The organism is Nocardia sp. bgisy118 (genome assembly GCF_057708605.1).
This window is the reverse complement of record NZ_JBYISM010000006.1, coordinates 123819-136206: the sequence shown is the minus strand read 5'-3', so window position 1 is coordinate 136206 and position 12388 is coordinate 123819. Positions and strand designations below refer to the sequence as shown.

At 70.3% G+C, this 12388-nt stretch carries 11 protein-coding genes; 3 read left to right on the top strand and 8 right to left on the bottom strand.

Annotated elements, in window-relative coordinates; genetic code table 11:
- Positions 1 to 172 precede the first annotated feature (172 nt).
- Positions 173 to 871: a response regulator gene (locus AC3EO7_RS09895; protein WP_435591029.1), complete on the bottom strand. Its 699-nt coding sequence runs from the start codon at positions 869 to 871 to the stop codon at positions 173 to 175.
- Entirely contained in the window at positions 868 to 2361 is a 1494-nt protein-coding gene (locus AC3EO7_RS09890; protein WP_431967983.1) for a sensor histidine kinase, read from the bottom strand. Before AC3EO7_RS09890 ends, AC3EO7_RS09895 begins: the two co-directional genes overlap by 4 nt.
- A gap of 251 nt (positions 2362 to 2612) precedes the next feature.
- On the opposite strand from AC3EO7_RS09890, the gene AC3EO7_RS09885 reads away from it, so the two are divergent.
- On the top strand, positions 2613 to 3968 hold the full coding sequence (locus AC3EO7_RS09885; RefSeq protein WP_435591028.1) for a cation:dicarboxylate symporter family transporter: 1356 nt from the start codon (positions 2613 to 2615) through the stop codon (positions 3966 to 3968).
- 152 nt (positions 3969 to 4120) lie between these two features.
- Here AC3EO7_RS09885 and AC3EO7_RS09880 read toward each other — a convergent pair whose 3' ends face one another.
- Both AC3EO7_RS09880 and AC3EO7_RS09875 read right to left on the bottom strand, forming a co-directional pair.
- Positions 4121 to 4336 carry a DUF4287 domain-containing protein gene (locus tag AC3EO7_RS09880; protein ID WP_431967767.1) on the bottom strand — a complete coding sequence of 72 codons (216 nt, stop codon included), beginning with the start codon at positions 4334 to 4336 and terminating at the stop codon, positions 4121 to 4123.
- Positions 4337 to 4426: 90 nt separating this feature from the next.
- On the bottom strand, positions 4427 to 4843 hold the full coding sequence (locus AC3EO7_RS09875) for a DUF4267 domain-containing protein (RefSeq protein ID WP_435591027.1): 417 nt from the start codon (positions 4841 to 4843) through the stop codon (positions 4427 to 4429).
- Positions 4844 to 4943: 100 nt separating this feature from the next.
- Here AC3EO7_RS09875 and AC3EO7_RS09870 point away from each other — a divergent pair, with 100 nt between their 5' ends.
- Positions 4944 to 5537, top strand: coding sequence for a TetR/AcrR family transcriptional regulator (locus AC3EO7_RS09870; RefSeq protein WP_431967771.1), 594 nt, complete (start codon positions 4944 to 4946; stop codon positions 5535 to 5537).
- Between the two features lie 9 nt (positions 5538 to 5546).
- Positions 5547 to 7016: a phytoene desaturase family protein gene (locus AC3EO7_RS09865; RefSeq protein ID WP_431967773.1), complete on the top strand. Its 1470-nt coding sequence runs from the start codon at positions 5547 to 5549 to the stop codon at positions 7014 to 7016.
- Between the two features lie 84 nt (positions 7017 to 7100).
- On the opposite strand, the gene AC3EO7_RS09860 is transcribed toward AC3EO7_RS09865, so the two are convergent.
- The 4 genes from AC3EO7_RS09860 to AC3EO7_RS09845 all read right to left on the bottom strand — a co-directional run bounded on the left by AC3EO7_RS09860 (position 7101) and on the right by AC3EO7_RS09845 (position 12097).
- Positions 7101 to 8024 (bottom strand): cation diffusion facilitator family transporter, encoded by a 924-nt coding sequence (locus AC3EO7_RS09860; protein WP_435591026.1) that lies wholly within the window; start codon positions 8022 to 8024, stop codon positions 7101 to 7103.
- 83 nt (positions 8025 to 8107) lie between these two features.
- A complete protein-coding gene (manA, locus tag AC3EO7_RS09855; RefSeq protein ID WP_435591025.1) occupies positions 8108 to 9328 on the bottom strand; it encodes a mannose-6-phosphate isomerase, class I in 1221 nt (406 codons plus the stop codon).
- Positions 9328 to 10551 (bottom strand): serine/threonine-protein kinase, encoded by a 1224-nt coding sequence (locus tag AC3EO7_RS09850; RefSeq protein WP_435591024.1) that lies wholly within the window; start codon positions 10549 to 10551, stop codon positions 9328 to 9330. Before AC3EO7_RS09850 ends, manA begins: the two co-directional genes overlap by 1 nt.
- 169 nt (positions 10552 to 10720) lie before the next feature.
- Positions 10721 to 12097 carry a phosphomannomutase/phosphoglucomutase gene (locus AC3EO7_RS09845; RefSeq protein WP_431967781.1) on the bottom strand — a complete coding sequence of 459 codons (1377 nt, stop codon included), beginning with the start codon at positions 12095 to 12097 and terminating at the stop codon, positions 10721 to 10723.
- Positions 12098 to 12388 lie beyond the last annotated feature (291 nt).

Here is a 12388-nt window from a genome sequence, read left to right as displayed (position 1 = left end):
CAGCCAAGCGCCTCACAGCGGCACCTCCGTTGTGAGGCGTATGCACGCTGTGTGAGGCCGCCGAGGGTACTGGCCACATCGCCTGGACCTTGTGCACGCAGCGCAGCGCAGACCAGTCTGTGCGCGGACTGCGGGGCCACCGAGGCTGCGGTGTGTCTGGACGGCGCAGCGTTCAGTCGGAGCGTTTCCAGACGTAGCGGGTTTTGGGGCGGCCCGCGCGGCCGTAGTCGGAGCGGCGGACGACGAGGCCGTCGTCGGCGAGCTTCTCCAGGTAGCGCCATGCGGTGATGCGGGAGACGCCGATGCTGGTCGCGGTGTCGGCGGCGGTGATGCCGTCCTCGGCGTCGCGCACGATCCGGGAGATCTCCTCGAGTGTCTGCGGGGCAACGCCTTTCGGGGTGTTGGCGCGCTGGTCGGGGGTGCGCAGGGCGCTGAGGGCACGGTCGATGTCGAGCTGGGTCAGCGCGGACTCGCCCGCGGGCAGCGCGGTGCGGAACTCCCGGTAGCGCTCCAGCTTGTCGGCGAACGCGGCGAACGTGAACGGCTTCAACAGGTAGAGGACCACGCCGCTGGCGACGGCGGTACGCACCATGGCCAAGTCGCGAGCCGAGGTGATGGCGATGACGTCCGGACTCGGCGCCAGGCCGCTGAGCGCGGCGGCGACGTCCAGGCCGCTGGTGTCGGGCAGGCCGATGTCCATCAGCACCAGGTCGACGGGTGCGCCCTCGGCCGCGGCCGCGGCGGTCGCCCGCATGGCCTCGCGTCCGGTGTGCGCGACACCGATCGGGGTGAAGCCCGGGATGCGTTCGACGTAGGCGCGATGCGCCTCGGCGATCAGCGGCTCGTCCTCCACGATCAACACTCGGATCACGATGCGTCCTTTCCTGACCCGCGCGGAATGGTCACCGTCACCGCGCTTTCCGGCTCGCGGGCGTCGATCGTCCCGCCGTGCCTGGTGACGACCCGGTGCACCAGCGCGAGGCCGAGCCCGTGATGGTCGTCCTTGGTGGTGTACCCCCGCTCGGCCGCCCGCGCGAACGTCTGCGCCGACATTCCGGGCCCGCTGTCGGAGACGCGCAGGAAAAGATCCGAATCTGCTTGGCGCACTGTGACTTCCACCCACGCGCCCGCGCTGTCCGCGGCGGCGTCGATGGCGTTGTCGATCAGGTTGCCGACCAGTGTGACCGCCTCGCGGGCGGAGAGCGGCGCGGTGGCGTCGAGGGCGGTGTCCGCCGAGATCGTCAGCTCCACACCGCGTTCGGCGGCCTGATTCACCTTGCCGAGCAGCAGCGCGGCCAGCGCCGGATCGCCGACTGCGCCCATCATCCGGTCGATCAGCGATTGGGAGAGCCGCAGTTCGGCGGTCGCGAATTCGACCGCCTCGCGACACCGGCCGAGCTCCACCATGGTGATCACCGTATGCAATCGGTTGGCGGACTCGTGCGCTTGGGCGCGCAGCGATTCGGCGAAACTGCGCACCGAGTCGAGTTCGCCGAGCACATGGCGCAATTCGGTGTGATCGCGGATGGTCATGACGGTGCCGAGCGAGTGGCCCTGCGAGGTGACGACGTCCTGGTTGACCAGCAGGATCCGGTCGTTGGTCACGTGCATCTCGTCGCGCACCGCGCCCCAGCTCATGTGGTGCATCGAGACCGGCAGGTCGCCGCGCAGCACGATGCCGTCAGGCAGGTCGAGCAGCCGCCGCGCCTCGTCGTTGACGACCTCGGCCTGCTCGCCCGCGCCGAAGACGACGAGGCCCTCGTGGATCGAATGCAGCACCGCGTCGTGGTGTTCGTACATGACGCGCAGTTCGTCGGGCGCGAGGCCGTGGGTCTGGCGGCGCAACCGGCGGCTGAACAGGAACGAACCGAGCGCGGCGACCGCAAGGCCCGCGCCCGCGACGCCGAGGATCTTCGGTAGCTGCGTGGCGACCTGATCGCCGATGCGCGCTCGCGTGACGCCCGCGGATACCAGCGCCACGATCCGATCGTCGTTGTCATACACCGGAGTCACGGCGCGGATGGACGGTCCGAGCGTGCCCGTGAACGTCTCGGTGAACGTCTCCCCGGCCAGCGCCTTGTCGATGGTGCCGCTGAACGGCTGGCCGATGCGTTCGGGGTTGGTGTGGGTGAACCGCGTCCGGTCCGGCGCCATCACCACGATGAAGTCCATTCCGGTCTGCACCCGAATTCGCTCGGTCACCGGTTGCAGCTGCTCGGTGGGGTTGGCGGAGAGCACCGCCGCGCGGGTGGACGGAGCGTGCGCCACGCTCACCGCCACGTCGGTGACCTCCTGTTCGGTGGTCACGTCGCTGGTGTGCCGTGCGTCGATCACCGCGAGCACCACCGCGATGGCGATCATCAGCGCGAGCACCACGAGTTGCAGGACGAAAGCCTGGCCGGCGAGGGAGAGCCGCGGGCCGCGCGGCCGTCTCTCGCCGCGAGCGCGCGGGCCGGACCCGGCGGCGTCTGTGAAGCGACGACGTCGCACGAGCTGACCTCCACTGAACGTTATGCACCAAACAGTGACCCGCGTCACGCGCGTCGTCATCATTTTGCACACGCGGCCGGTAAGGCCCGCATTCCGGTACCACTCGGAGGACATGATTCGCCATGAGCGACACACCCCGCGCGTCGCGGCGCGACCGCACCCACTGGCTGTATCTGGCGGTCATCGCCGCTGTCGGCGCAGGCATCCTGGTCGGCTGGCTCGCGCCTGACGTCGGCGTCTCGCTGGCCCCGCTCGGCACCATGTTCGTCGATCTGATCAAGATGATGATCGCGCCGGTCATCTTCTGCACCATCGTGCTCGGTATCGGTTCGGTGCGCGCCGCGGCCACCGTCGGCAAGGTCGGCGGGATGGCGCTCGGCTACTTCCTGATCATGTCGACGGTCGCGCTCGGCATCGGCCTTGTCGTCGGCAACCTGCTCGAGCCGGGCAGTGGGATGAACATCGCCAAGACCGCGGGCGCGGGCGCGAAGTACGCCGACCAGGCGCACAGCGCGGGCGGCACCTGGGATTTCATCAACAACATCATCCCGACCACGCTGGTTTCCTCGCTCACCGAGGGCAGCGTGCTGCAGGCGCTGTTCGTCGCGCTGCTCGTCGGCTTCGCGGTGCAGGCCATGGGCCGCGCGGGCGAGCCGATCCTGCGCGCGGTGACGCTGGCCCAGAAGCTGGTGTTCCGTGTCCTGTCGATGATCCTGTGGCTGGCCCCGATCGGCGCGTTCGGCGCGATCGCGAACGTGGTCGGCAAGACCGGCCTCGACGCGGTGGTGCAGCTCGCCACCCTGATGATCGCCTTCTACCTGACCTGCCTGGTGTTCGTCTTCGGCGTGCTCGGCGTGCTGGTGCGCGTGGTGTCCGGCGTGTCGATCCTGAAGCTGGTCCGGTACCTGGCGCGGGAGTACCTGCTCATCGTCGGCACGTCGTCCTCGGAATCGGCGCTGCCGCGGTTGATCGCGAAGATGGAGCACCTCGGCATCGAGCGCACCACGGTCGGCGTCGTCGTGCCGACCGGATACTCGTTCAACCTGGACGGCACCGCCATCTACCTGACCATGGCCTCGATCTTCATCGCCGACGCGATGGGCAAGCCGCTCAGCCTGCCCGAACAGCTGGGCCTGCTGCTGTTCATGATCGTCGCCTCCAAGGGCGCGGCGGGCGTCACCGGCGCGGGCCTCGCGACCCTCGCAGGCGGTCTGCAGAGCCACCGGCCGGAGCTGCTCGACGGCGTCGGCCTGATCGTCGGCATCGACCGCTTCATGTCCGAGGCCCGCGCGCTGACGAACTTCTCCGGCAACGCGGTCGCGACCGTGCTGATCGGCACCTGGACCAAGACCATCGACGTGGACCAGGTCCGGCTGGTGCTCGACCGCAAGCTGCCCTTCGACGAACGCACCATGATCGACGAGCACGCCGCGCCGGAGGCCGCGGAACCGGCTGAGCAGAACCTGGTCTCGGCCTGACACCCGACGTCCCCGGCCAACGTCGGGGCCGCGGGCGGCATCGCACCACCCACTGCCTCCGCGGGCCGGTGCCGCCTTGGCGATCGACGAAGGGCCCGCATATCCCGCGGGCCCTTCGTTCGTTTCCGCGCCGGCGCTCGTTCCGGTGTGGTTCAGACCGCCCACTTGCCGGGGTTGAGGTGGTACTGGACGAGCGCGGTGGCGTGGCCGTGGCCCATCCCGTGCTCGGTCTTCAGCCACTCGACCTGCGGCTTGTGCCCCTCCAGACCGCAGTCGCGCAGCAGGGTGAACCATTCGTCGATGCCGCGGCCGTACTTGGTCTCGATGGTGGGGAAGTAGGACGCGGGGCCGTGCGGCTTGGTCGCCATGGTTCGTTCTCCTGTGCTCGCGGTGTCTTCAGAGAAATGGACGGCGCTGGGTCGCGCAACTCATCGCGGGAACCGGGTCTATGTCGCGGATCACACCGCGGCGGCGACGCGATCGTCCTTCGTGACCGCACGTTCCCGGATCAGCAGCGCGCCGGTGAGCGCCACGAGCGCGGCGGTGAGTCCGTGGATACCGAAGGCCGCGCCGGCCGAGCCGTCCCAGCGCAGCACGGTGAGCATGTCGCCGAACGGAATCAGCGCGATCACCAAGGTGGCGATGCCGAGCGCGTACCGCTGCTTCGCGGCGAGCAGGGCCAGGATGACCAGACCGGACGCGATGTCGCGCACGCCCTTGAGGTTCATGAAGGCCGCGGCCTCGCCGTCCGGCCAGGCGGGCAGGCCGAAGCCGGGGGCGACGCTGTCGGGCGCGATCACGTAGCTGAGGCCGACGTAGAGGATGAACGCCGCGCCGATCAGGGACAGGACGGTGGCGATGCGGGAGATGGTCACGGGGTGCTCCTCGGTGGTGCTCTGAATTCTAGCGGCGCTAGATCTAGGAGCAACGGTAGACGAGCCTCGATAGATTGTCTAGCGGTGCTAGAATTTTGGCATGAGCACCCAGACTCGCAAGGAACGTGAACGGGCCGAACGCCATCGGCGCATCATCGACACCGCACGCGAACTCGCCGAGTCCCAAGGCTGGGAATCGGTGACGGTGCGCAGGCTGGCCGACCGCATCGAGTACAGCCAGCCCGTGCTCTACAGCCACTTCGCGGGCAAGACCGCGATTGTCACGGCGGTCGCCGAACAGGGCTTCGCCGAACTCGCCGACGCCTTGCGCGCGGCGCACGCCGGCGCCGAGACCCCGGCCGCGGCGCTGGAATCCGTGGCCAGGGCGTACCTCGACTTCGCGGACGCCAATCCCGCCCTCTACGACGCGATGTTCCTGATGAAGACCGACCTGGCCTTCGGACCGGAGGCGCCACAGGCGCTGCGCGACGGCTGGGGCGAGCTGGAACGCCTGTTCCGCCCGTTCGTCGGCGAACCCGATCTCGGGGCGCGCACCGAAGTGGCCTGGAGTTCGATCCACGGCATGGCCACCCTCGGCCGCGGCGGCAGGCTGCTGCCGCAGTTGCGGGAGGCGCGACTGCGGATCCTGGTCGACGAATGGCTGGCCGGCGTGGGGGCCGTCGAGCGCAGGTAGCGTGGGGCCATGGCTGATGTGGTGGTGGTCGGCTCGGGACCCAACGGCTTGGCCGCGGCGGTGGTCCTCGCCTCTGCGGGACTGTCCGTCGAGGTGTACGAGGCCGAGACCACAGCGGGCGGAGGCGCGCGTACCGCGGAGCTGACGCTTCCCGGGTTCCACCACGACGTGTGCTCCGGCGCGCACCCGATGGCCTTGGCTTCGCCGTTCTTTCGCGCCTTCGACCTCGGCGCCCACGGGGTCGACCTACTCGCCCCCGAGGTGTCCTACGCGCATCCGCTCGACGGCGGCCGGGCCGGTCTGGCTTGGCGGGATCTCGATCGCACCGTCGCGGACCTGGGCCGCGACGGCGACGCCTGGCGGCGGCTGTTCGAACCGCTGGTCGGGAACTGGCGGAGCGTGGTCGACCTGACCATGGCCGACCTGCGTCGCCTGCCCCACGATCTGCCCACCGCGGTGCGCTTCGGTCTGCGGCTCGTCGAACAGGGCTCGCCGCTGTGGAACGCGCGGTTCCACGAGGACATCGCGCCCGCACTGCTGACGGGCGTGGCGACCCACGCGATCACCTCGCCGCGCGCCCTGCCCGCGGCAGGCGCAGGGCTGTTGCTTGCCACGCTCGGTCACGCGGGCGGCTGGGTCGTTCCGCGCGGCGGCAGCCAGGCCATCCCGGACGCGCTCGTCGACCGACTCGAAGAGCTCGGCGGCCGGGTGCACGTCGGCCACCGGGTGGACTCGCTGGACGAGTTCGCCGGTGCGCGCGCCGTCCTGCTCGATCTCGCGCCGGAGGGTCTGCTTCGCCTGGCCGCCGACCGGCTGCCCACCCGATATGCCAAGCGGCTGCGGCGATTCCGCTACGGCGGCGCGGCGTGCAAGGTCGATTTCGCGCTCTCCGGTCCGGTGCCGTGGCGGGCCGAGGGATGCGAGCGCGCGGGCACCCTGCATCTGATCGGCAGCCGCGCCGAGGCGATGGCCGCCGAAGGCGCGGTCGCCGCGGGCCGGCACGCCGAGCGTCCGTATGTGCTCGCCATTCAGCCGGGCGTGGTCGATCCCAGCCGCGCGCCCGGTGACGCGCAGACCTTCTACACCTACGCCCATGTGCCGAACGGCTCCGATCGCGACATCAGCGACGCGGTCATCGCCCAGGTGGAGCGCTTCGCGCCCGGCTTCCGCGATCTGATCCTCGCCACGAACGTGTGCACCGCCGCGGAAATGCCCGCGCACAACGCCAACTACGTGGGCGGCGACATCTCGGCGGGCGCGATGACCTTGCGCCAGACCGCGTTTCGCCCCGCCCCGCGCTGGAACCCGTACGCCACCCCGCTGCCCGGCGTCTACCTGTGTTCCTCGGCCACCCCGCCCGGCCCCGGCGTGCACGGTATGAACGGCGTGCACGCCGCCCGCCACGTGCTGCGCCACGAATTCGACATCCGCACCGACCCGCTCGATCTGCTGCGCGAGCGTCAGCCGCAACACCGCTGACCGCCGCCCCGTGCCCAATGGTGCTCACGCACTGTGCCCAATGGTGCTCACGCACTGTGGGCAACGGTGCTCACGGAAGAACGATTACGACACCGGTTGTGTGCGGTACAGGTCGGGCTCCACGTAGATGATGCGTGCGGCGGGCACGGCCCTGCGCACCCGCGCCTCGGCGGCGTCGATGGCCGCGGCGATGGTCGCGATGTCCAGCCCCAGCGTGATCGCCACCTTGGCCGCCACCAGAATCTCCTCCGGACCGAGGTACTGGGTCTTGAGGTGGATGACGCGGTCGATGCGCTCGCCGTCGACCAGGCTCTCTCGAATCGCCCTGTCCTCCTCGGGCGTCGCGCCCTCGCCGATCAGCAGACTCTGCATCTCGATGATCAGGATGATCGCGATGACACCGAGCAGCGCGCCGATGCACAGCGTGCCGATGCCGTCCCAGATCGCGTTGTCGGTGAGCATGGTGAGGCCGACGCCCAGGAAGGCGAGGACCAGACCGACCAGCGCGCCGGTGTCCTCCAGCAGCACCACGGGCAGTTCGGGGCTGCGCGAGTTGCGGATGAACCGCCACCAGCTGGCGCCGCCCTTGAGCGGGCGGGACTCGCGCATGGCGGTGACGAAGCTGAAGGTCTCCAGGCCGATGGCGATCAGCAGGATGACGATCGCGACGATCGGCGAGCTCAGCTCCTCGGGATGCTGGATCTTGTGGATGCCCTCGTAGATGGCGTAGACCGAGCCGAGCGTGAAGAGCACGAGCGCCACGATGAACGAGTAGAAATAGCGGTTGCGCCCGTATCCGAACGGATGCAGTTCGTCGGCCTCCTGTTCGGCGCGACGCTGGCCGAACAGCAGCAGGCCCTGGTTGGAGGTGTCGGCCACCGAGTGCACCGCCTCGGCCAGCATCGAGGCCGAACCGGTGATCGCCGCGCCGACGAACTTCGCCACCGCGATCCCGGCGTTCGCCGTCAACGCGGCCAGAATCGCCTTCTTGCCACCGCCAGCAGACATGTCGTGAAGGTCCTCTCTCGTTTCGCCGATCCCGGCTAACTTAGCGTGTTCGCCGATCTTCGGCCGAGCGCCTGCCGCGTCGCTCAGTTGCCCGCGCCGAGGCAGGCACAGAACACCTGGGCGGGTCCGTCCACCGCCTGGGCGCGAATATCGCTGTCGGCGGCCGAGATCCAGGCCGCCGCGCCGCGCCCGACGAGCAGCTCGGTGCCGTCCTGGAGCAGCCGCACCGTGCCCGCTGTGCACAGCACGATGCCGGGCCCCGCCGAGGTGAGCGGCACCTGTCCGGAGCCTTCGGTGAGATCGAAGCGGCGCAGCGCGAATTCGGGCGCGGGCGTGCGATACCGCACCGAGCCGTCGCCCGCCGGTTCCGGCAGCACGACGGGCAGGTCGATCGGCTCGAAATCCAGCACCCGCAACAGTTCCGGCACGTCGACGTGCTTGGGCGTGAGCCCGCCGCGCAGCACGTTGTCGGAGTTGGCCATGATCTCCACGCCGAGCCCGCGCAGGTAGGCGTGCAGGTTCCCGGCGTCGAGGAACAGTCCCTGGCCCGGCTCCAGCGTCACCCGGTTCAGCAGCAGCGCGGCGAGCACACCCGCGTCGCCGGGGTAGGCCTCCGCGAGTTCGAGCGCCGTGCGCGCCTCGAGGGTGAAGGCGCGCTTGCCCTTTCCGGACAGATAGCGCACGCAGCCGTCCAGCACCGCGGGCAGCAGCGTGGCGAGCACCGGCTGAGGCAGCGTGATCCAGGTGGTGAACAGCGTGCGCAGACCCGCCGAATCGGGTTGGGAGGCAAGCATCTCCGTGTAGGACACGAGTTGGGGCACCTCGAGCGCGCGGAACAGCTCGACGGTGCGGTGCGGCTCGCGGAACCCGGCCAGCGCCTCGAAGCGATCCAGCGCCACCACCAGTTCCGGCTTGTGGTTCTCGTCGCGGTAGTTGCGCATCGGCGAGTCCAGCGGCACCCGCGCGCGATTCTCCCGCTCGAACCCGGCGCGCGCCTGCGTCGCCGACGGGTGCGCCTGTAGCGACAGCGGCTCCTCGGCCGCCAGGATCTTCAGCAGGAACGGCAGTTTGCCGCCGAATTCCGGCGCGGCGGAGCCCAGTTCGCGATGCGGATTCGCCGCGACGAACTCCAGCAGCGACGTCGTGCCGATCGCCGTCTTGACGTGCGCGGGATCGGCGGGATGCGCGCCGAACCAGAGTTCGGCCTCCGGGTGTGCCGAGGGGACCGGTCGGCCGCACAGCCTAGCGAGCGCGGTGCGCGAACCCCATGCGTAGGAACGCAGTGCACCAACGAGTTCGTGCACTAGTAGCGTCCCCCGTCGTACTGTTCGCCGCCGAAGCCGCCGGGGGTCTCGGCGGCCGCGCCGCGCGAGCCGATCAGCCGTAGGTAGGCCGCGGCCATCTCCAGGCGCAGTGCGAGCACCGCGAGCTGTTCGAGTTCGGTGCCGCGCCCGGACGCGCCGGACGCCTCGGTCCGCGCGGATGCCGGAGCGGCCGGATCGGTCATGCTGTTCTGCAGCAGGTCGACGTCGGCGCTCACCAGATCCGCGTCGACGAGACCGGAACCGCCGCCGCCGAACACCGCGACCCGGCGCCGCGCGGCGGCTTGGTCGGAATCGGCGCTCAGCACGAACACCCGGATCCGCTCGACCGGCGCGGGACCGTCGAGCTCCTCGTCGTGGAAGAGCGGATCGAAGCCGGGCGCGGATTCGCCCGCCGCCTCGACCATGCGCGGATTGGCGGCCACCGCCTCGGCGAGATCGGCCGCGGTGGCCACCCGGCCCGCGGCCTGGAGCAGCACCTCGGCGCCGTGCTCGGCGAGTTCCGCCGCGGCGGGGGAGTCGCCCGCCAGCACGATGCCGCGCTGCTGCATGCGCGCGGCCAGCGTCTTGGCCGGATTGTGGAAGACCTCGTTGTGCGGGCCGTCGCGCAGCGCCTCGGCGTCGAGCACGTCGGCCAGCTCGGTCAGGTCGGGCACGGCCGTACCGGCGCGCGTGGGGTCGACGATGCGCAGCACGGCGATCCCGGCCGCGAGGAAGCGCAGCAGGCGGTTGTGGTCGAGCACCGGAACACGCGGCTCGAGCAGCGCGGCCCGGCCCGCGGCCGCGGCGCGCAGCGGTCCCTCGTGCGGTGCGGCGACGACCACCTCGGCGCCGCGGCGCAGTGCGCGGTCCACCGCTTCGATCAGGCGAGGATCGCCGGCGTCGTCGCCCGCGACGAGCACCACGTCCAGCGGACCGACCCAGGGCGGCAGTGCGGACGCGAGCACCACGGGCAGGCCTGCGCGGTCGCCGAGCGCGGCGACGAGCAGACCCGCGGCGCGGGCGGCGCGACCGGAACCGGAGACCAGCACCACGCTGCGCGGGCGTAGGTCGGCGAGACGGGCCAGCGCGTGTTCGGCGATGGCCGACGCGGTGGCGCGCACCTGGGCGCCACCCGAGGCGGCGGAGCGCAGGGCGCCGCCGCTATCTGCCGCCTCGAGCGAAGCGGCATCGTCGAGGTCGAGCACCGGTGTTCCAGCGATCATCGGGCGTCCCACCTCCCCTCATCGCGCTGCGTCCGGATCGTCCACTGTGCTTCCACTATTCCAGTCGGGAGTGGACGATGCTCGGGATCTCGCGTCGAGCAGAATCGTCTGCTTCCCCGGTCGAATCCTGAGCGTGTGATTCCATTCCGTCGTATCTCCACTATCCCAGTCAGGACCGGACGATGCTCAGAATCTCGGTTACGAGTGCGTCTACTTCCTCCGGCGATCGGGCCTCGACGTTCAGCCGCAGCAACGGCTCGGTGTTCGAGGCGCGCAGGTTGAACCAGGCGTTGTCGGCCAGCTGAACCGTCACCCCGTCGAGCCGGTCCACCGACTTGGCGCGATCCTCGAACGCCTCGACCACCGCCAGCGTCCGTTCCTTGGCGTCGGCCACCGTCGAATTGATCTCGCCCGAGGCGGCATACGTCTCGTACGACGACATCAGCTCGGAGATCGGCCGGTCCTTCTCGCCGAGCGCGGCCAGCACGTGCAGCGCCGCGAGCATGCCGGAGTCGGCGCCCCAGAAATCGCGGAAGTAGTAGTGCGCCGAGTGCTCACCGCCGAACACCGCGCCGGTCGCGGCCATCTGCTGCTTGATGAACGAGTGGCCGACCCTGGTGCGCACCGGGGTGCCGCCGAGCTCGTGCACCAGCTCGGGCACCGCCCGCGAGGTGATCAGGTTGTGAATGATCGTCGCGCCCGGCTCCTTGGCGAGTTCGCGCTCGGCGACCAGTGCGGTGATGGCCGAGGGGGAGACCGGCTCGCCGTTCTCGTCCACCACGAAGCAGCGGTCGGCGTCGCCGTCGAAGGCCAGTCCGATGTCGGCGCCGCAACTGCGGACCAGCTGCTGCAGATCGACCAGGTTCTTCGGGTCCAGCGGGTTGGCCTCGTGGTTGGGGAACGAGCCGTCCAGCTCGAAGTAGAGCGGGACGATGGTCACCGAGGACAGCGTGCCGAGCACCTCGGGCACCGTGTGGCCGCCCATGCCGTTGCCCGCGTCCACGGCGATCGTGAGCGGGCGGATGCTCTCCAGGTCGACCAGCCCGCGCAGGAACTTCGCGTAGTCGGCGAGCAGGTCCACCTCGGTGGCGCTGCCGCGCGGCCCGTCGAATTCCGGCACGCCGGTGACGAGTTCGTCCTTGATGGCGGTGAGTCCGGTGTCCTGGCCGACCGGCAGCGCGTTGGCGCGGCACAGCTTGATGCCGTTGTAGCGGGCGGGGTTGTGGCTCGCGGTGAACATGGCGCCGGGACAGCCGAGGTGGCCGGAGGCGAAGTACAGCTGATCGGTGGAGGCCAAGCCGATGTGCGTCACGTCGAGGCCCTGCGCCTGCACGCCGTCGGCGAAGGCCGCGGCGAGCTCGGGGGAGGACTCGCGCATGTCGTGACCGATGACCACGCGGCTCGCGCCCTCGCCGCGCATCAGCCGCGCGAAGGAAGCGCCCACGTCCCTGACGAATTGCGCGTCGATCTGTTCACCGACCACACCGCGAACGTCGTAGGCCTTGATCACCGCGTTCACGAATTCGGCAGAGCGGGCGACTGTCATGGCCCCTACCCTAGTGTGCCCCGGCGCGGCCGCGGGACCGCTCCCTACCCTCGGGCCCGATTTCCGCGCATGCGGCAGGTACGGCGCGGTGTGCGAGGTGGACGATCGCGGTCGGATCCGCGCCGTGGGCAATCGGTTTCGCCGCCCGCGTGCGGCGGCGCGGCCGAGGTGCGCGCGGTCGCGGGTGAGCGTCCGGTCCCGCGGTGAGCAGGTGGGGCGAGCGTGAAGGGAGAAGGAAACGTGGCCTGGCGTCCGTCACCGATGCCTGCTGCGGGTGCGACGTCTCCGGAC

Bases quoted from the DNA above. Each gene is read 5' to 3' on its own strand.
- AC3EO7_RS09890 (WP_431967983.1), bottom strand. From the start codon at position 2,361: ATGATCGCCATCGCGGTGGTGCTCGCGGTGATCGACGCACGGCACACC.
- AC3EO7_RS09885 (WP_435591028.1), top strand. From the start codon at position 2,613: ATGAGCGACACACCCCGCGCGTCGCGGCGCGACCGCACCCACTGGCTG.
- AC3EO7_RS09880 (WP_431967767.1), bottom strand. From the start codon at position 4,336: ATGGCGACCAAGCCGCACGGCCCCGCGTCCTACTTCCCCACCATCGAG.
- AC3EO7_RS09870 (WP_431967771.1), top strand. From the start codon at position 4,944: ATGAGCACCCAGACTCGCAAGGAACGTGAACGGGCCGAACGCCATCGG.
- AC3EO7_RS09865 (WP_431967773.1), top strand. From the start codon at position 5,547: ATGGCTGATGTGGTGGTGGTCGGCTCGGGACCCAACGGCTTGGCCGCG.
- AC3EO7_RS09860 (WP_435591026.1), bottom strand. From the start codon at position 8,024: ATGTCTGCTGGCGGTGGCAAGAAGGCGATTCTGGCCGCGTTGACGGCG.
- AC3EO7_RS09850 (WP_435591024.1), bottom strand. From the start codon at position 10,551: ATGATCGCTGGAACACCGGTGCTCGACCTCGACGATGCCGCTTCGCTC.
- AC3EO7_RS09845 (WP_431967781.1), bottom strand. From the start codon at position 12,097: ATGACAGTCGCCCGCTCTGCCGAATTCGTGAACGCGGTGATCAAGGCC.